Here is a 17,328-nt window from a genome sequence, read left to right as displayed (position 1 = left end):
CATACGATTTTAGAGGCGGTATCAGTGTCTACGGGTAATTTGGATTTTGAACAGTTCCGGGTCTTCCTGGAAAAAGCCTGTGGCATATTGCTCGGTGAAAACAAGCAATACCTGGTATCCAGCCGTCTTAACAAACTGATGGAGCAGCAGGGCATCAAATCCCTGGGCGAGTTGGTTCAGCGGATCCAGGGGCAGCCGCGCAGTGGCCTCAAGGAGATGGTGGTCGATGCCATGACCACCAACGAAACCCTGTGGTTTCGCGATACCTACCCCTTTGAAGTGCTCAAGAGCAAAGTGCTGCCGGAGGCCATCAAGGCCAGCCCGGGCCAGCGCCTGCGTATCTGGTCGGCCGCCTGCTCTTCGGGTCAGGAACCGTACTCGATTTCGATGTCCATCGATGAGTTCGAGCGGACCAACATGGGCCAACTGAAAGCCGGAGCGCAGATCGTCGCCACCGACCTGTCCGGCACCATGCTCACCAACTGCAAGACCGGCGAGTACGACAGCCTGGCCCTGGGCCGTGGCTTGTCCCAGGAACGTTTGCAACGCTACTTCGACCCGAAAGGGGCAGGGCGTTGGGCGGTCAAGGCGCCGATCAAGAACCGTGTGGAGTTTCGCTCGTTCAACCTGCTCGACAGCTACGCCAGCCTGGGCAAGTTCGACATGGTGTTCTGCCGCAACGTGCTGATCTACTTCTCGGCAGAGGTGAAGAAAGACATCCTGTTGCGCATCCACGGCACCCTCAAGCGTGGCGGCTACCTGTTCCTCGGTGCATCCGAGGCGCTCAATGGTTTGCCGGATCACTTCCAGATGGTGCAATGCAGCCCTGGGATCATCTACCAGGCCAAATAATCAGGCCAAATAATATGTGGGAGGGGGCTTGCTCCCGATAGCGGTGTATCAGTGATAGAGACATCAACTGATCAAACGCTATCGGGGCAAGCCCCCTCCCACATTTGTTTCTGCGGCAAAGTTGACGAAAGCGGCAACTCCCCATTGCCGCTTTACTGGCGCCACGCGGAAACCCGTTGCCGCTTTTCTGGCATTGCCGCCGGCAAGCTCCTCGCAACCCCTTGATTTACGGGGGTATCAGATATTGGCATGCGCCTTGCTATAACCCTGTTAACGAACAGCAGGTCAGCCTAAAGGTTTCCGCCATGAGCATCAGCTTCGATAAAGCGCTCGGTATCCACGAACAAGCCCTGGGCTTCCGCGCCCAGCGTGCCGAAGTCCTGGCCAACAACATTGCCAACGCCGACACCCCGAACTACAAGGCTCGGGACCTGGATTTCTCTGCCGTGCTCGCCGCACAGCAGGACAAGACCAAGAACGGCACCTTCGCCTTGAATATGACCAACAGCCGTCATATCGAAGCGCAAGGCCTGAGCAGTGGGGACGAGTCGCTGCTGTATCGCACGCCGATGCAGCCGTCGATCGACCAGAACACCGTCGACGCCCAGCTGGAGCAATCGGCCTATGCCGAGAACTCGGTGAACTTTCAGGCCAGCTTTACCCTGCTCAACAGTAAATTCAAAGGGCTGATGTCAGCCCTGCGTGGAGAGTAAGCCATGTCCCTGTCCAGTGTTTTCAATATTGCCGGCAGTGGCATGAGCGCGCAGACCACGCGCTTGAACACCGTCGCCAGTAACATCGCCAACGCCGAGACCGTGTCTTCGAGCATCGATCAGACCTACCGTGCCCGTCACCCGGTGTTCGCCACCATGTTCCAGGGTGGCCAGAGCGGTGGCAGCGATTCGCTGTTCCAGAACCAGGATGCTGCCGGCCAGGGCGTGCAGGTGCTCGGTGTGGTCGAAGACCAGAGCAACCTCGAGGCCCGTTACGAGCCGAACCATCCTGCCGCGAACGAAAAGGGTTATGTCTATTACCCCAACGTCAACGTGGTCGAGGAAATGGCAGACATGATCTCCGCCAGCCGCTCGTTCCAGACCAACGCGGAAATGATGAATACCGCCAAAACCATGATGCAGAAGGTCCTGACCCTGGGTCAGTGATAAGGGGCGCCAAATAATGGCCATCGTTGATACCACGACCAATACGGCAGTCCAGGACCTTTTCAACTCCAAGGTCAAGACCGCCACCGACAACACCACCGTCGCCGATGCTACCAAGACGGCGACGGGCAGCCAGTCACTGGGCAAGGACGCGTTCCTGCAACTGCTGGTGACCCAACTGAAAAACCAGAACCCGCTGTCGCCTCAGGACAACGGTGCGTTCGTGGCCCAGCTGGCGCAATTCAGCAGCCTGGAAGGCATCAACACCCTGAACGACTCGGTCAATGCGATCTCCAGCAACTTCAGCTCGTCGCAGGCGCTGCAGGCTTCGTCGCTGGTGGGGCGCTCGATCATCACCCAGACCAACAAGGCCTTGGTGGACACGAGCAAGAGCATGACCGGTTCGGTGGCGGTGACTGCGGCGACAGGCAACGTCTCGATCAAGATCTCCGATAAAGACGGCAACGTGGTGCGCACTATCGATATGGGTGCCCAAAGCGCGGGTTCGTCCGACTTCATCTGGGATGGCAAGAACGACAAGGGCGAGGTCGCCCCAGCCGGCACCTACACCTTCGCGGCGACGACCAAGAACGACAAGGGTGAATCGGTGGCCATGGCGACTTCGTTGCCGGCAACGGTGACCAGTGTGACGTTGAGCAAGACCGGCGGCGAAATGCTGCTGAACCTTGCAGGTGGCATGGGCAGCGTCAAGCTGTCGCAAATTCAGACTATCGGTACATAGAGCCGGCTAAATACGGCAGAGGGAGAGAAACATGTCTTTTAATATCGGCCTTAGCGGCCTCTATGCGGCCAACAAACAACTGGACGTAACCGGCAACAACATCGCCAACGTTGCGACCACTGGCTTCAAGTCGTCCCGTGCGGAATTCGCGGATATCTACGCCGCGTCCAAACTGGGCACCGGCCAGAACAGCATCGGCAACGGTGTGAACCTGGCAGCGGTGTCCCAGCAGTTCACCCAGGGTGACGTCAACAACAGCGGCGGCGTGCTGGACATGGCGATCCAGGGCGGTGGCTTCTTCGTGCAGAAGGGCAGCGATGGCTCGCTGGAGTACACCCGTAGCGGTGCCTTCCGTGCCGACAAAGACGGCTACATCACCAACAACACCGGTACTTCGCGCTTGCAGGGCTACGCAGCGGACGCGGACGGCAAGATCGTCAAGGGCGGCCTGACCGACCTGCAACTGAACCTGTCGTACCTGCCACCCAAAGCGTCCACTAAAGTCGACTCCACCAGTAACCTGAACTCGTCGGCGCCGGTGATCAATCAGACCACTAATCCGTTTGACCCAAGCGAATCCAGTTCCTTCACCACCCAGAACAGCACCACCTTGTTCGATGCCCAGGGCAACTCCCACGAGATGGTGCAGTACATGGTGAAAACAGACGCCAACGAGTGGAAGGCCTACACGTTGATCGATGGCCGTAACCTGGATGGCTCCAAGCCTACAACCACTGGCGCCACTGCGCCCGTGCCGGCAACCTTCAACTTTGACGGTGCCGGTAAGTTGCTGAGTATCGCCGGTGCGGGTGTGACCGGTACCACCCTGACGCTCACCGGCTGGATACCGGGTTCGGTGACCAACGGTGTATGGACGCCTAACGACGCGACAGCGCCGAATATTGCCGTCAACCTGGGCGACGTGACCCAATACAACTCGGCCAGCTACCGCAATCCTCCGACCACCGACGGTTACGCCACTGGCCAGATCACCGGCCTGAAAATCGACGGCAGCGGTGTAATGTTCGCCACGTTCAGCAACCAGCAGAGCAAGGCCATCGGCCAGATCTCCCTGGCCAGCTTCAACAACGAGCAAGGCTTGCAGCCATCGGGCGGCACCACCTGGAGAGAGACCTTCGCTTCGGGCCAGCCGGGTTATGACTCCCCGCAATCCGGTACCCTGGGTTCGATCGTGGCCAACTCCCTGGAGAACTCCAACGTCAACCTGACCAACGAACTGGTGGACTTGATCAAGGCCCAGAGCAACTACCAGGCGAACGCCAAGACCATCTCGACCCAGAGCACCATCATGCAGACCATCATTCAGATGACCTGATGCCGTAGGCTCCATAACAAGCCCCTCGTAAGAGGGGCTTTTTTGTGGGTGTAAGAAAAAACCATAAAAAATTAAGGTTACTTGTCGAAATGCTTGGGGAGGAACACTCCATTCCTGCCTTGCCACTGATTGGTCCAGAGCCTTGCGGGCTTACCAATCAATGGGAGCACCAAAGATGTGGAGTTCAGAAGTTTCTGCGTCAAGTACGGGTCGCATACCTTTTTTGTCGGGCGTTGCGCGAGGTGATTCGCCGCCTGTTGAACCTGCTGCTGAAGTATCTACGGTTAAGTCGTTGCTCAACCAGTTGCTCGATGCAGATAAAGATGGCAAGACCCAAACGGTTCAGGACCTGCGCAACAAGTTGAATGAGTTGCGCGAGAAATTGGGTGACGAGAAATTCAAGGAAATCCTTAAGAAACTGGCCGAAGAAGCCGATGGCAGGCTGCTTGAACTTCTCAAGCGGCTGCTTCGGGAGTGGTTTCCTGATAACGATGATGTAACGCCACCGGCTCCGCCACCGCCACCGCGAGGAGGGGGCGGGCGGGGCGGTGCAGGGGTGAATCCGCAGGATTTTGGCCCCTCTGAAGCAATGAATACCAAGCCCTATACCAGTGGGGCCAACTATTTCAACTACAAGCCTGATAACAGTAACCCTGGGCAAAAGCCGGGAACTGGCCGAGAGCCGGGCAATATCTGGAGTGGTTTCAAGCAAGGACCCGACGGCAACTGTGTGACTGTTTCCGCAATAAAGGCTGCCATGATGCGGTATGGCAAGGAACCGACAGATGTGTTCAAGGAGGTAAAAGAGTCGGGTAATGGCTATGACGTAACGATGCGCGATGGATTCAAGCTTCACGTGTCCAAGGGCGAACTGAAAGAGGCGGCAAAGGAGGCCCGCTTCGAGGGGGATGACCCTTCGATGATAACGTCTGCAAACTTCATGTATGCCGCGAGCGCCAAGCGGGCGCAGATGGAAAACAACGATGGCACGGCAGGGTACAGTTTCAGGTCTGCCATGGAGAGCCTCAACAATGGAGAGTACTCCCGCGAAGGTCTGGATCGCTTGGGATTGAAGGGGCTTTACAGGCAGGCGACCGATGCCGACTTGAGAAGCAGCAGAGTCGGAACGGTGGCGTATGGCGGTCATTCGATGGCGGTGATTAACGGCCGTATTGAGTTATGGGGGCAGCGAGGCGGTGTACCTAAAATGGGTATAGCGACCGTGTTGATCTAGTCCTCTGCGCGGGTTTTTCCGGGCAAAAGAAAACCCCCGATACACCGTAGGCATATCGGGGGCTATTCAACCCGGGGGGTTAAACCCAGGGTGGGCTCAGCTTACTGGCAAGCTTCGCAATCCGGCTCGTCGATTGCACAGGCCTTTGGCACTGGTGCCGGGCCGGCCGGGGCGGCGAGCGCCGAATCATCACCGTGGTTACCGCTGGACACAGCGTTCAGCTTGCCGGTGTTGATGGTCGACTTCTCGGTGCTGGTCGCGGCCAGGGCACGGAGGTAGTAAGTGGTTTTCAGGCCACGGTACCAGGCCATGCGGTAGGTCACGTCGAGCTTCTTGCCCGATGCGCCGGCGATGTACAGGTTCAGGGACTGAGCCTGGTCGATCCACTTCTGGCGACGGCTGGCGGCATCGACGATCCACTTGGTGTCCACTTCGAAGGCGGTCGCGTAGAGCTCTTTGAGTTCCTGCGGGATGCGTTCGATCTGCTGCACGGAACCGTCGTAGTACTTCAGGTCGTTGATCATGACCGAGTCCCACAGGCCGCGGGCTTTCAGGTCGCGGACCAGGTACGGGTTGATCACGGTGAATTCGCCCGACAGGTTCGATTTCACATACAGGTTCTGGTAGGTCGGTTCGATCGACTGCGATACGCCAGTGATGTTGGCGATGGTCGCGGTCGGTGCGATGGCCATGATGTTGGAGTTACGAATACCTTTCTGCACACGGGCACGTACCGGTGCCCAGTCCAGGGTCTCGTTCAGGTCAACATCGATGTACTTCTGGCCACGGGCTTCGATCAGGATCTGTTGCGAATCCAGCGGCAGGATGCCCTTGGACCACAGCGAACCCTGGAACGTCTCGTAGGCGCCGCGCTCGTCGGCCAGGTCGCAGGAAGCCTGGATCGCGTAGTAGCTGACCGCTTCCATGGACTTGTCGGCGAACTCGACCGCAGCGTCCGAACCGTAGGGAATGTGCTGCAGGTACAACGCGTCCTGGAAGCCCATGATGCCGAGGCCGACCGGACGGTGCTTGAAGTTGGAGTTCTGCGCCTGTGGCACCGAGTAGTAGTTGATGTCGATCACGTTATCGAGCATGCGTACGGCGGTGTTGACGGTGCGTTCCAGCTTGGCGGTGTCCAGCTTGCCGTTGACGATGTGGTTCGGCAGGTTGATCGAGCCCAGGTTGCAAACGGCGATCTCGTCCTTGTTGGTGTTCAAGGTGATCTCGGTGCACAGGTTCGAGCTGTGGACCACGCCCACGTGCTGCTGCGGGCTGCGCAGGTTGCACGGGTCCTTGAAGGTCAGCCATGGGTGGCCGGTTTCGAACAGCATCGACAGCATCTTGCGCCACAGGTCCTTGGCCTGGATGGTCTTGAACAGCTTGACCTTGCCTGGGTATTCGGTGAGGGCTTCGTAGTACTCGTAGCGCTCTTCGAAGGCCTTGCCGGTCAGGTCGTGCAGGTCCGGCACTTCGGATGGCGAGAACAGGGTCCACTTGCCGTCATCGAAGACGCGCTTCATGAACAGGTCAGGGATCCAGTTGGCGGTGTTCATGTCGTGGGTACGACGACGGTCATCACCGGTGTTCTTGCGCAGCTCGATGAACTCTTCGATGTCCATGTGCCAGGTTTCCAGGTAGGCACACACGGCGCCTTTGCGCTTGCCGCCCTGGTTGACCGCTACGGCGGTGTCGTTCACCACTTTCAGGAACGGTACGACGCCCTGGGACTTGCCGTTGGTGCCCTTGATGTACGAACCCAGTGCGCGCACCGGTGTCCAGTCGTTGCCCAGGCCACCGGCGAATTTGGACAACATGGCGTTGTCGTGGATCGCGTGGTAGATGCCCGACAGGTCATCCGGCACGGTGGTCAGGTAGCAGCTCGACAGCTGTGGACGCAGGGTACCGGCGTTGAACAGGGTCGGAGTGGACGACATGTAGTCGAAGGACGACAGCAGGTTGTAGAACTCGATCGCACGGTCTTCCTTGTGCTTCTCTTCGATCGCCAGGCCCATGGCCACGCGCATGAAGAACACTTGCGGCAGTTCGAAGCGGATCCCGTCCTTGTGGATGAAGTAACGGTCGTACAGGGTTTGCAGGCCCAGGTAGGTGAACTGCTGGTCGCGCTCGTGGTTGATCGCCTTGCCGAGTTTTTCCAGGTCGAAGGTGGCCAGGACCGGGTTCAGCAATTCGAATTCAATACCCTTGGCGATGTAAGCAGGCAGCGCCTTGGCGTACAGCTCGGCCATCTCGTGGTGGGTGGCGCTGTCGGCCACGCCCAGGAAGCCCAGGCCTTCGGCACGCAGGGTGTCCATCAGCAGGCGTGCGGTCACGAACGAGTAGTTCGGCTCGCGTTCAACCAGGGTACGGGCGGTCATCACCAGGGCGGTGTTGACGTCGGTCAGGGCCACGCCGTCGTACAGGTTTTTCAGGGTTTCGCGCTGGATCAGGTCACCGTCGACTTCTTCCAGGCCTTCGCAGGCCTCGGTGATGATGGTATTCAGGCGGCCCAGGTCCAGCGGCGCGAAGCTGCCGTCGGCCAGGGTGATGCGGATCGACGGGTGCGCTTGCACGGCGGCTTCTTCGGCCGGGGTGCGGACGGCACGTTCCTTGGCGCGCGAATCGCGGTAGATCACGTAGTCGCGGGCCACTTTCTGCTCGCCGGCACGCATCAGGGCCAGTTCGACCTGGTCCTGGATCTCTTCGATGTGGATGGTGCCGCCCGACGGCATGCGACGCTTGAAGGTCGCGGTGACCTGTTCGGTCAGGCGGGCAACGGTGTCGTGGATGCGCGACGAGGCAGCAGCGGTGCCGCCTTCAACTGCAAGAAACGCTTTGGTGATGGCGACGGTGATTTTGTCATCGGTGTAAGGAACGACAGTCCCGTTACGCTTGATCACGCGCAATTGGCCAGGTGCAGTGGCGGACAGATCCATAGTCGAATCGGCGGCCTGCGGCACGGAGCCTTGCGGGTTCTCGCGAGTTGTGTCGGTTTGCATGGGGGTTGTCTCCACATTTCTATATTTATTTGGGCACCATCACGGTGCCCACCGTTCCGTCCTGAAGCACTTACAGCAGGCCTGGGCCTGGCATAACAACTTCGGGACAGGAGGAAGGGAGCTGAACGCGCCGCTTCCATGCCGAAGTCTTCGGTTCGGGGCTCAAACGCCCTTGGCCGTATTCCTGGTGGGTGACAGTTGCCAGGTTCAAGCACTGCAACACCCGTACCGTTTTCCGCTGTTGGAGCTTGAAAACGGCTGCCATCCGCTTGAGCGGTTTGGGCTTTCAAAAAATGCTTGGATTAGACCCAGCAGGAGCAAGAAAGGGCTTGAGTTTCTTGTCTGATTTGTGTTGGGTCTTTTCGCTGAAAACCCTACATGTAGGGTTTTTTTTGCGCCGAGCTACAAGATAATGCGTTTTGGGGGGCTTAGCAACGCACTACCTGTGGATAACGTTGTGAGTAAAATGTGTATGAAACGTGGAACGCCCGTGTAGGCCGCAGCGCTGCTGGATTCGGCCGTTTGTCACTGAATATTCCAAGTTGAAAACAGCCGGTTGGATTTTTGAGGGCGCGAACCCTATCACAGAAAAGCGCGATCACCGAATGGATTTCCCGGCTTGTGCGAGAGGGCTTGGGCATGGCTACAATCGGCCTCTGTTATGCCCTCAAAACATTACAAATAAGGTGTGGCCTGCTCGGCCAACGCATCCCTTCTATAACAACGAGGATCACCCGTGGAGCAAGAAGCCTGGCACATCCTGATCGTCGAGGACGACGAGCGACTCGCCGAGTTGACCCGCGATTACCTGGAGAGCAACGGCCTGCGGGTTTCTGTGGAAGGTGATGGCGCCCTGGCTGCGGCGCGGATTATCGCCGAGCAACCGGACCTGGTGATTCTCGACCTGATGCTGCCCGGCGAAGACGGTCTGAGCATTTGCCGCAAAGTGCGCGAACGCTACGACGGCGTGATCCTGATGCTCACCGCCCGCACCGACGACATGGACCAGGTGCTCGGCCTGGACATGGGCGCCGACGACTACGTGTGCAAACCCGTGCGCCCGCGCCTGTTGCTCGCGCGTATCCAGGCCCTGTTGCGCCGCAGTGAGCCGGCGGAACCCGCCAGCGTAGGAAGCCAGCGCCGCCTGCAATTCGGCCCGCTGCTGGTGGACAACGCCCTTCGCGAAGCCTGGCTGCAGGGTGAAGGTATCGAGTTGACCAGTGCCGAGTTCGACCTGCTGTGGCTGCTGGTGGCGAATGCCGGGCGCATCCTGTCCCGTGAAGAAATCTTTATCGCCCTGCGCGGCATCGGCTACGACGGCCAGGACCGCTCCATTGATGTACGCATCTCACGGATTCGCCCGAAAATCGGCGATGACCCGATCCACCCACGGCTGATCAAGACCATCCGCAGCAAAGGCTATCTGTTCGTCCCTGAAGCCGCTGCCGATATGCCGTTGTGAACTCGATCTTCCTGCGAATCTATGGCGGCATGTGCGCGGCGCTGATTCTGGTGGCACTGCTCGGCGTGCTGGCCCTGCACCTGCTCAACGAGGTGCGCAGCGGCCAATACCGCGAGCGCCTGGCCCACGGCACCTTTGCCTTGATGGGCGACAACCTGCAGCCCATGAGCACCATCGAGCGCCAGCGCGCCCTGGCCGTGTGGGAGCGTTTGCTCGGCATTCCCCTGGAATTACGCAGCCTCACCGATGCCCAGTTGGACCTCAGCCAGCGCACCCGCCTGCAACGCGGCCAGGTGCTGGTGGAGCAGACCGGCCCCCATGCCGCCCGGGTGCTGCGCCTGGTCAGCGATAAGGAACAGTGGGTGCTGACGGGCGAGGTGCAGCAGATCAGCGAGCAACTGGCCCGCGCGACCATTTACCTGCTGGCCGACGAACTGGTGCGCTTCCCCGTGGCCGAGCAGCCGCAACGGCTGGCGGATATCAAGGAAGCCAAGGGCTTTGGTTTCGAAATGCACCTGATGACCCTCGACCAGGCCGACATGGACGACGACCAACGCCGCCGCGTATCGGAGGGCGATACGGTCATGGCCCTGGGCAAGGGCGGCGATTCGATCCGCGTGTTTGCCGGCATGGTCGGCACGCCCTGGGTGCTGGATCTCGGCCCGCTGTATCAGATGAACCCGTATCCGGCACAATGGCTGGTCCTGATCGCGTTGATCGGCCTGACCCTGATCGGCCTGATTGTCTATCTATTGGTGCGTCAGCTTGAGCGCCGGCTCCGAGGCCTGGAAGCCGCCGCCACGCGCATCGCCAAAGGCAATCTCGAGGTGCGTGTGCCGGCCCGGGGGGCCGACTCGGTGGGGCGCCTGGCGGCGGCCTTTAATGGCATGGCCGAGCACCTGCAGCAACTGCTGGCGATCCAGCGCGAACTGGTGCGCGCGGTGTCCCATGAACTGCGCACACCGGTGGCACGCCTGCGCTTCGGCCTGGAGATGATCGGCGACGCCGCCACGCCTGAAGCGCGGCGCAAGTACCTGGAAGGCATGGACAGTGATATCCAGGACCTCGACGGCCTGGTGGATGAAATGCTCACCTACGCAAGGCTTGAGCAGGGTGCACCGGCGTTGATTTTCCAGCGGGTCGACCTCAATGCGCTGCTTGACCAGGTGATCGGCGAATTATCGCCACTGCGCCCGCAGGTGACCGTGGCCAGGGGGATTTGCCTGTCGTCGGCACACTGGGACGACGCTTGGGTCGATGCCGAGCCGCGCTACTTGCACCGCGCCCTGCAAAACCTGGTGAGCAACGCCATGCGCCACGCCCAGAGCCAGGTGCTGATCAGTTATCAGGTGGGCCAGGTGCGCTGTCGCATTGATGTGGAGGACGACGGGCCCGGCGTACCGGAAAGTGCCTGGGAGCGTATCTTCACGCCGTTCCTGCGCCTGGATGACAGCCGTACCCGTGCCTCGGGCGGGCATGGCCTGGGGTTGTCGATTGTGCGGCGCATCATTTATTGGCACGGCGGGCGAGCGTTGATCAGCAAGAGCAACAACCTGGGTGGAGCGTGCTTCAGCCTGAGTTGGCCCCGGGATCAAGATAAACTCTGATGGCGGTGTATCAAGCGCTGATGGCAACCAGACTCAACAACTGCCCCTCATTCACCGCAAACTGCGCGGTAAGTTCCTTGCCGTGGCACCACTCGCTGGAAAGGTCTGTGAGTAAGCGCAAGCGCACATGCCCGGCCTCTGACCACTCCACCACCTCGGCATGTTCAAAATAGAAGCGCTTCTGCACGATCGGGTAGAGTGCCTTGAACAAACTCTCCTTGACCGAAAACGTCAGCGTCACCAGCAAGGCGATCTGCGCTCGCGGCACATCAGCCATACGCTGCAGCTCTTGCGCCGTCAGAATTTCCCCGGCCAGGCGCTCCGCCCGTTCCAGGCTCAGCAGGTTCTCCAGGTCCATCCCCAACCCGCGCCATTGCGCCTTGTGCCCGACAATCGCGGCGGCATGCCCGGTGCTGTGGGTAATGGAACCGCTGATATGGGCGGGCCACACCGGTGCGCGGTCTTCGCCGATCGCCGGGATGCAGTTGATCTGATCGAGCTGTTGCAGGGCTGCGCGCGCGCACAGGCGGCCGGCGAGAAACTCGGCCTGTCGCTTGGCCACCGAGCGCTGGATACTCGCCGGTGGCGGCACGGCGCAATGCTGGAAGTCGCCAGGTGCCAGCAATGCGGGATCGAACCGGGTGCTGAGAAACACCGTGCCCGGCAAGGGGGCGGGCAGCGGCCAATGGGCGTCGAGTGGGGTGCAGCAAGCGGGTAGGGGCGTCATGGGCGGTATTTTGCCGAGTTGATGGGCAAGAGGATAGCCCGCCGTGATTCAGGCGAGGTTCAGAGCCTGTTCAGGGGGAGTTCAGGGGCGCCTGCGTAGTCTGGCCTCACAGCCAAACGCGTAATGAGGTAACACCATGACTGCGATCAAGAAGCTGATGTTGGCCTTAACCATGCTCAGTGCCACCGTCGGGGTTCAGGCCTCCGATGGTGCCTGTGCCGCATTCGGCCGTGAGAAAACCAAGAAATCCAGCATCCTGATGCAGCGCGTCAGCATCGAAGATGCTGGCAGTCAGCCCACGCCCTGGGGCCAGTCCCTGGGCCAGGCCACCCCGCAGCCGAGCTATCGCGCCGGCTATGAACACCTGACCGGCCGGTTCAACGGCATTAAACTGCGCCCGCAAGATCTGCAGGGCCGCTATGATACCCCTCTGTCGGACAGTTGATTTGCTTTGGAGAGCCTTATGAAATTGCTGGTGGTGGAAGATGAGGCGCTGTTGCGCCATCACCTGTTTACCCGCCTGACCGACAGCGGCCACGTGGTCGAGGCCGTGGCCAATGCCGAAGAGGCCCTGTACCAGACCGGTCAATTCAACCATGACCTGGCGATCATCGACCTGGGCCTGCCCGGCATGGGCGGCCTGGACCTGATCCGCCAACTGCGCAGCCAGGCCAAGACCTTTCCGATCCTGATCCTCACCGCGCGCGGCAACTGGCAGGACAAGGTCGAAGGCCTGGCCGCCGGCGCCGACGACTATGTGGTCAAGCCGTTCCAGTTCGAAGAGCTGGAGGCGCGGATGAACGCCTTGCTGCGCCGCTCCAGCGGGTTTACCCAGTCGACCATCGTTGCCGGGCCCTTGCTGCTGGACCTCAATCGCAAGCAGGCGTCCCTCGATGAACAGCCCCTGGCATTGACCGCCTATGAATATCGCATCCTCGAATACCTGATGCGCCATCACCAGCAGGTCGTCGCCAAGGACCGCCTGATGGAGCAGCTCTACCCCGACGACGATGAACGCGATCCGAATGTGATTGAAGTGCTGGTCGGCCGCCTGCGCCGCAAGCTGGAAGGCCCGGCGGGGTTCAAGCCGATCGACACCGTGCGTGGCCTGGGCTACCTGTTCAATGAGCGCTGCCGTTGATTCGCTCGCTTCGTGTGCGCTTGATGCTGGCGGCCGCCACCCTGGCCGTGCTGTTTATGCTGGGCCTGTTGCCCGCCATGCAGGGCGCGTTCAGCCTGGCATTGCAGGATTCCATCGAGCAGCGCCTGGCGTCGGACGTCACCACACTGATCTCTGCCGCGCGGGTGGAAAACAATCGCCTGCTGATGCCGGCGCAGTTGCCGGATGAACGCTTCAACCTCACCGATAGCCGGTTGCTCGGCTATATCTATGACCGCGAAGGCCACCTGGTGTGGCGTTCGCGGGCCACCCGGGACGAAAACATCAACTACAAGCCGCGCTATGACGGGCGCGGCAATGAGTTCGCGCGGATTCGCGAGGCCGACGGGCAGGAATTCTTCGTCTATGACGTCGAGGTCAGGCTGCTCGGCGGCAAGAGTGCGGCGTTCAGTATCGTGGCCCTGCAACCGGTGCGCGAATACCAATTGACCCTCGAAGGCCTGCGCGAAAACCTCTACCTGGGCTTTGGCGCGGCACTCCTGGTGCTGCTGACCTTGCTGTGGCTGGGCCTGACCTGGGGCCTGCAGGCCCTGCGGCGATTGAGCCAGGAGCTTGACCAGATCGAGGGCGGCACCCGCGAAAGCCTCTCCGAACAACACCCGCGCGAATTGCTGCGTCTCACCGGTTCCCTTAACCGTCTGCTGCACAGCGAGCGCGAACAACGGGCACGTTACCGCGACTCCCTCGATGACCTGGCCCATAGCCTGAAAACGCCGCTCGCCGTGTTGCAAAGCGTGAGCGAAGACATGGCGCAACGTCCGGAAGATCGCGACCAGGCCTGGGTGCTGCAATCCCAGATCGAACGCATGAGCCAGCAGATCGGCTACCAGTTGCAGCGTGCCAGCCTGCGCAAAAGCGGCCTGGTGCGCCATCAGGTGCGCCTGGAGCCGGTAGTGCAAAGCCTCTGCGATACCCTGGGCAAGGTCTACCGCGACAAGGGCGTCACGGTGTCCTTTGAACTGCCGGACGAATGCGATGTACCGATCGAGAAGGGCGCCCTGCTTGAATTGCTCGGCAACCTGCTGGAAAACGCCTATCGGTTGTGCCTGAGTGAAGTGCGCGTCAGCCTGGTGGAAAATTCCGAAGGGCTCGAGTTGTGCATCGAGGACGACGGCCCCGGAGTGCCACCGGACCAGCGTGCACGGATCCTGCAACGGGGCGAGCGCCTGGACCGTCAGCATCCGGGGCAGGGGATCGGGTTGGCGGTGGTCAAGGACATCATAGAAAGCTACGGCGCGCGATTGACCCTGGGGGATTCGCCGCTGGGTGGTGCGGCGTTCAAGATTCACTTTCCGGCCTTGTGAACGGTAGTGGCTGGGCTGGCCCCCGATGAGGCCCTCACACACGACGCAGCGCTAACTCTCCTGCGCCCGATAGGCCCCCGGTGTCAGCCCCGTCCACTTCTTGAACGCCCGATGAAACGCCGACGGTTCTGAGAACCTCAGCTGCTCGGCGATCGCCTGCAAGGACAAATCCGCCCGCCCCAGGTGGTAGATGGCGATGTCCCGCCGCAATTCATCCTTGAGCGCCTGAAAGCTGGTGCCTTCTTCGCGCAAGTGTCGGCGCAGGGTTTGCGGGCTGACGTGCAAGTGCTGGGCGACGGCTTCCAGGTCTGGCCAGGGCGTACGGTCGCGGCTCAACAAGCGCCGCAACTGGCTGCTCAAACTGTCGCCTTCATCCGGGCGTGACAGCAGGTCGGCGGGGGAGCGCTCAAGGAAATGCTTGAGGGTGCGCTCGTCCTGCAAGAGCGGCAGGCTCAGGTAGCGGGCGGGAAACACCAGGCTGCTGTGCGGGGCACCGAACACCTGGGCGCAGGGGAACAGCAGGTCATATTCAGCGGCGTGGGCCGGCATCGGGTAGCTGAACGTGGCCTGGTGCAAACGAATGCGCTGGCCGATCAGCCAACTGCCCAGGCGGTGCCAGATCACCAGCAGGCATTCGCTGAGGAAGTGATCCGGGTCCCACAGGTGAGAATCATCCAGGCTCAGGCGGGCCATTTCGCCTTCTCGTGTCAGCTGCCAGCGCGGGCCTTGTGGGAATAGGCTATAAAATAATAAGCCGCGTTCCAGAGCCTTCTCCAGGGTGCGGCAGTGGATCAGCGCATGGCACATCATGGCGAAGGTGCCGCGTTTGCTCGGCCCGTCGGCGAACCCCAGGTACTCATCGTCCAGCGCCAGCCAGAGCATTTGCAGCAGCCGGGTAAATTGCTCGGGTGCAATGCGGGCGCGGGGTTCGGTCAACAGTTCCGGGGTGATTCCCAGCTGTTGCAACAGCCCCGAATAGTCGTAACCGGCTCGACGCGCACCGCCCAGGGCTGCCCGGGCGTAATGGCTGGCGATGGTACGTTCACGCATGTGGGGCCCTCGTCCATGGAATGGCGGATGGTAGTCATCACCTGGCAGGGCGACAAGGCGGATATCCGCCAAATTGTAGGACGGGATTGGGCGGCGTGGCGGAAATCCGCCAGCCGATTCGGCACATTGGTGGCGGCTTTGAAATCCGCAGCCCTGATGTCTTAAGGCTCCCAGGGGTTTTCAGCAAAGTGGCACGGCGTTTGCGATAAGGATTACAGCGCAGGCCTGGTCCTACAGGCTTCGCAAACAACAAATCCCTCCAGTGCAGGAGGGTTCGCAATTCAAGTGTCGTGGGCAATGGCGGATATTTGCCACACGGGACGATTGAGGAATTTTGCAATGACGACTCGTCAGCCAATCTACAAATCCCTGTATTTCCAGGTGATCGTTGCAATCGTTATCGGTATTTTGCTCGGTCACTTCTACCCGCAGACCGGCGTGGCGCTCAAGCCACTGGGTGACGGCTTCATCAAGCTGATCAAAATGGTCATCGCCCCGATCATCTTCTGCACCGTTGTCAGCGGCATCGCCGGCATGCAAAGCATGAAATCGGTCGGCAAAACCGGCGGCTACGCGCTGCTGTACTTCGAAATCGTTTCTACCATCGCACTGCTGATCGGCCTGATCGTGGTGAACGTTGTGCAACCGGGCGCCGGCATGCACATCGACGTGGCAACCCTGGACGCCTCCAAAGTGGCGGCCTACGTCACTGCCGGTAAAGACCAGAGCATCGTTGGCTTTATCCTCAATGTGATCCCGAACACCATCGTCGGCGCCTTCGCCAACGGCGACATCCTGCAAGTGCTGATGTTCTCGGTGATCTTCGGTTTCGCCCTGCATCGCCTGGGTGCCTACGGCAAGCCGGTGCTGGACTTCATCGATCGCTTCGCCCACGTGATGTTCAACATCATCAACATGATCATGAAGCTCGCGCCAATCGGTGCCCTGGGCGCCATGGCGTTCACCATCGGTGCCTACGGTGTAGGTTCCCTGGTGCAGTTGGGCCAGTTGATGATCTGCTTCTACATCACCTGCCTGCTGTTCGTGCTGGTGGTGCTGGGTGGTATCTGCCGCGCCCACGGTTTCAGCGTGATCAAACTGATCCGTTACATCCGTGAAGAGCTGTTGATCGTACTGGGTACTTCTTCCTCCGAATCCGCACTGCCACGCATGCTGATCAAGATGGAGCGTCTGGGCGCGAAGAAATCCGTAGTCGGCCTGGTGATCCCGACCGGCTACTCGTTCAACCTCGACGGTACCTCGATCTACCTGACCATGGCGGCCGTGTTCATCGCCCAGGCGACTGACACACACATGGACATCACCCACCAGATCACCCTGCTGCTGGTGCTGCTGCTGTCCTCCAAAGGTGCTGCTGGCGTGACCGGCAGCGGCTTTATCGTACTGGCTGCCACCCTGTCGGCTGTCGGCCACCTGCCGGTTGCCGGCCTGGCGCTGATCCTGGGTATCGACCGCTTCATGTCTGAAGCCCGTGCACTGACCAACCTGGTGGGTAACGCCGTTGCTACCCTCGTTGTGGCCAAGTGGGTCAAGGAACTGGACACCGACAAGCTGCAAAGCGAGCTGGCATCCGGCGGTACCGGTATCTCTGAAACCCGCGAAGTCGATGACCTGGGCGTGGCCGAAGGCCCAGCCCCTGTGATCAAGTAAACCGCTG

Annotated in this window: 16 protein-coding genes; 13 read left to right on the top strand and 3 right to left on the bottom strand. The window is 60.4% G+C overall.

Features of this window, described 5'->3' with window-relative positions; genetic code table 11:
- The first annotated feature begins 24 nt into the window (after positions 1-24).
- The 6 genes from cheR to J3D60_RS14160 all read left to right on the top strand — a co-directional run bounded on the left by cheR (position 25) and on the right by J3D60_RS14160 (position 5,324).
- Positions 25-852: a protein-glutamate O-methyltransferase CheR gene (gene cheR / locus J3D60_RS14185; RefSeq protein WP_027607785.1), complete on the top strand. Its 828-nt coding sequence runs from the start codon at positions 25-27 to the stop codon at positions 850-852.
- Between the two features lie 305 nt (positions 853-1,157).
- Positions 1,158-1,565, top strand: a complete 408-nt coding sequence (flgB, locus tag J3D60_RS14180) for a flagellar basal body rod protein FlgB (RefSeq protein ID WP_003175633.1) — start codon at positions 1,158-1,160, stop codon at positions 1,563-1,565.
- Between the two features lie 3 nt (positions 1,566-1,568).
- A complete protein-coding gene (gene flgC / locus J3D60_RS14175) occupies positions 1,569-2,012 on the top strand; it encodes a flagellar basal body rod protein FlgC (RefSeq protein WP_024076985.1) in 444 nt (147 codons plus the stop codon).
- 16 nt (positions 2,013-2,028) lie between these two features.
- A complete protein-coding gene (gene flgD, locus J3D60_RS14170) occupies positions 2,029-2,754 on the top strand; it encodes a flagellar hook assembly protein FlgD (RefSeq protein WP_065939080.1) in 726 nt (241 codons plus the stop codon).
- A gap of 31 nt (positions 2,755-2,785) precedes the next feature.
- Positions 2,786-4,090 (top strand): flagellar hook protein FlgE, encoded by a 1,305-nt coding sequence (gene flgE / locus J3D60_RS14165; protein WP_065939079.1) that lies wholly within the window; start codon positions 2,786-2,788, stop codon positions 4,088-4,090.
- Positions 4,091-4,382: 292 nt separating this feature from the next.
- A complete protein-coding gene (locus tag J3D60_RS14160) occupies positions 4,383-5,324 on the top strand; it encodes a hypothetical protein (RefSeq protein ID WP_253491789.1) in 942 nt (313 codons plus the stop codon).
- 101 nt (positions 5,325-5,425) lie between these two features.
- Here J3D60_RS14160 and J3D60_RS14155 read toward each other — a convergent pair whose 3' ends face one another.
- Entirely contained in the window at positions 5,426-8,320 is a 2,895-nt protein-coding gene (locus J3D60_RS14155; RefSeq protein ID WP_253491787.1) for a ribonucleoside-diphosphate reductase subunit alpha, read from the bottom strand.
- 736 nt (positions 8,321-9,056) lie between these two features.
- On the opposite strand from J3D60_RS14155, the gene J3D60_RS14150 reads away from it, so the two are divergent.
- Entirely contained in the window at positions 9,057-9,782 is a 726-nt protein-coding gene (locus tag J3D60_RS14150; protein WP_253491785.1) for a response regulator, read from the top strand.
- Positions 9,779-11,389 (top strand): ATP-binding protein, encoded by a 1,611-nt coding sequence (locus J3D60_RS14145; RefSeq protein ID WP_253491784.1) that lies wholly within the window; start codon positions 9,779-9,781, stop codon positions 11,387-11,389. The genes J3D60_RS14150 and J3D60_RS14145 overlap by 4 nt, the downstream gene beginning before the upstream one ends.
- A 10-nt stretch (positions 11,390-11,399) precedes the next feature.
- On the opposite strand, the gene J3D60_RS14140 is transcribed toward J3D60_RS14145, so the two are convergent.
- The gene (locus J3D60_RS14140; RefSeq protein ID WP_253491783.1) at positions 11,400-12,116 is read right to left on the bottom strand and encodes a 4'-phosphopantetheinyl transferase; all 717 of its coding nucleotides are present in this window, start codon (positions 12,114-12,116) and stop codon (positions 11,400-11,402) included.
- 136 nt (positions 12,117-12,252) lie between these two features.
- On the opposite strand from J3D60_RS14140, the gene J3D60_RS14135 reads away from it, so the two are divergent.
- From J3D60_RS14135 to J3D60_RS14125, 3 genes are read left to right on the top strand one after another with little or no spacing between them, the layout of a single operon-like run.
- Positions 12,253-12,561, top strand: a complete 309-nt coding sequence (locus J3D60_RS14135) for a hypothetical protein (RefSeq protein WP_253491782.1) — start codon at positions 12,253-12,255, stop codon at positions 12,559-12,561.
- 18 nt (positions 12,562-12,579) lie between these two features.
- On the top strand, positions 12,580-13,257 hold the full coding sequence (locus tag J3D60_RS14130) for a response regulator (RefSeq protein WP_017138377.1): 678 nt from the start codon (positions 12,580-12,582) through the stop codon (positions 13,255-13,257).
- Positions 13,254-14,600 carry an ATP-binding protein gene (locus J3D60_RS14125; protein ID WP_065939071.1) on the top strand — a complete coding sequence of 449 codons (1,347 nt, stop codon included), beginning with the start codon at positions 13,254-13,256 and terminating at the stop codon, positions 14,598-14,600. The genes J3D60_RS14130 and J3D60_RS14125 overlap by 4 nt, the downstream gene beginning before the upstream one ends.
- Before the next feature lie 51 nt (positions 14,601-14,651).
- Here the strand turns inward: J3D60_RS14125 and J3D60_RS14120 are convergent, their stop codons facing one another.
- Positions 14,652-15,650 carry an AraC family transcriptional regulator gene (locus J3D60_RS14120; RefSeq protein ID WP_253491781.1) on the bottom strand — a complete coding sequence of 333 codons (999 nt, stop codon included), beginning with the start codon at positions 15,648-15,650 and terminating at the stop codon, positions 14,652-14,654.
- A gap of 27 nt (positions 15,651-15,677) precedes the next feature.
- Between J3D60_RS14120 and J3D60_RS14115 the strand changes: the two genes are divergently transcribed.
- Both J3D60_RS14115 and J3D60_RS14110 read left to right on the top strand, forming a co-directional pair.
- Entirely contained in the window at positions 15,678-15,815 is a 138-nt protein-coding gene (locus tag J3D60_RS14115; protein ID WP_168166802.1) for a hypothetical protein, read from the top strand.
- 174 nt (positions 15,816-15,989) lie between these two features.
- Positions 15,990-17,321, top strand: a complete 1,332-nt coding sequence (locus tag J3D60_RS14110; RefSeq protein WP_065939069.1) for a dicarboxylate/amino acid:cation symporter — start codon at positions 15,990-15,992, stop codon at positions 17,319-17,321.
- Positions 17,322-17,328 lie beyond the last annotated feature (7 nt).

Origin of the sequence: Pseudomonas sp. S3E17, assembly GCF_024168685.1 — a bacterium.
Lineage (GTDB): Bacteria > Pseudomonadota > Gammaproteobacteria > Pseudomonadales > Pseudomonadaceae > Aquipseudomonas > Aquipseudomonas marginalis.
Note: the sequence above shows the minus strand (reverse complement) of the source record. Positions and strands in the feature narration are given on the sequence as shown.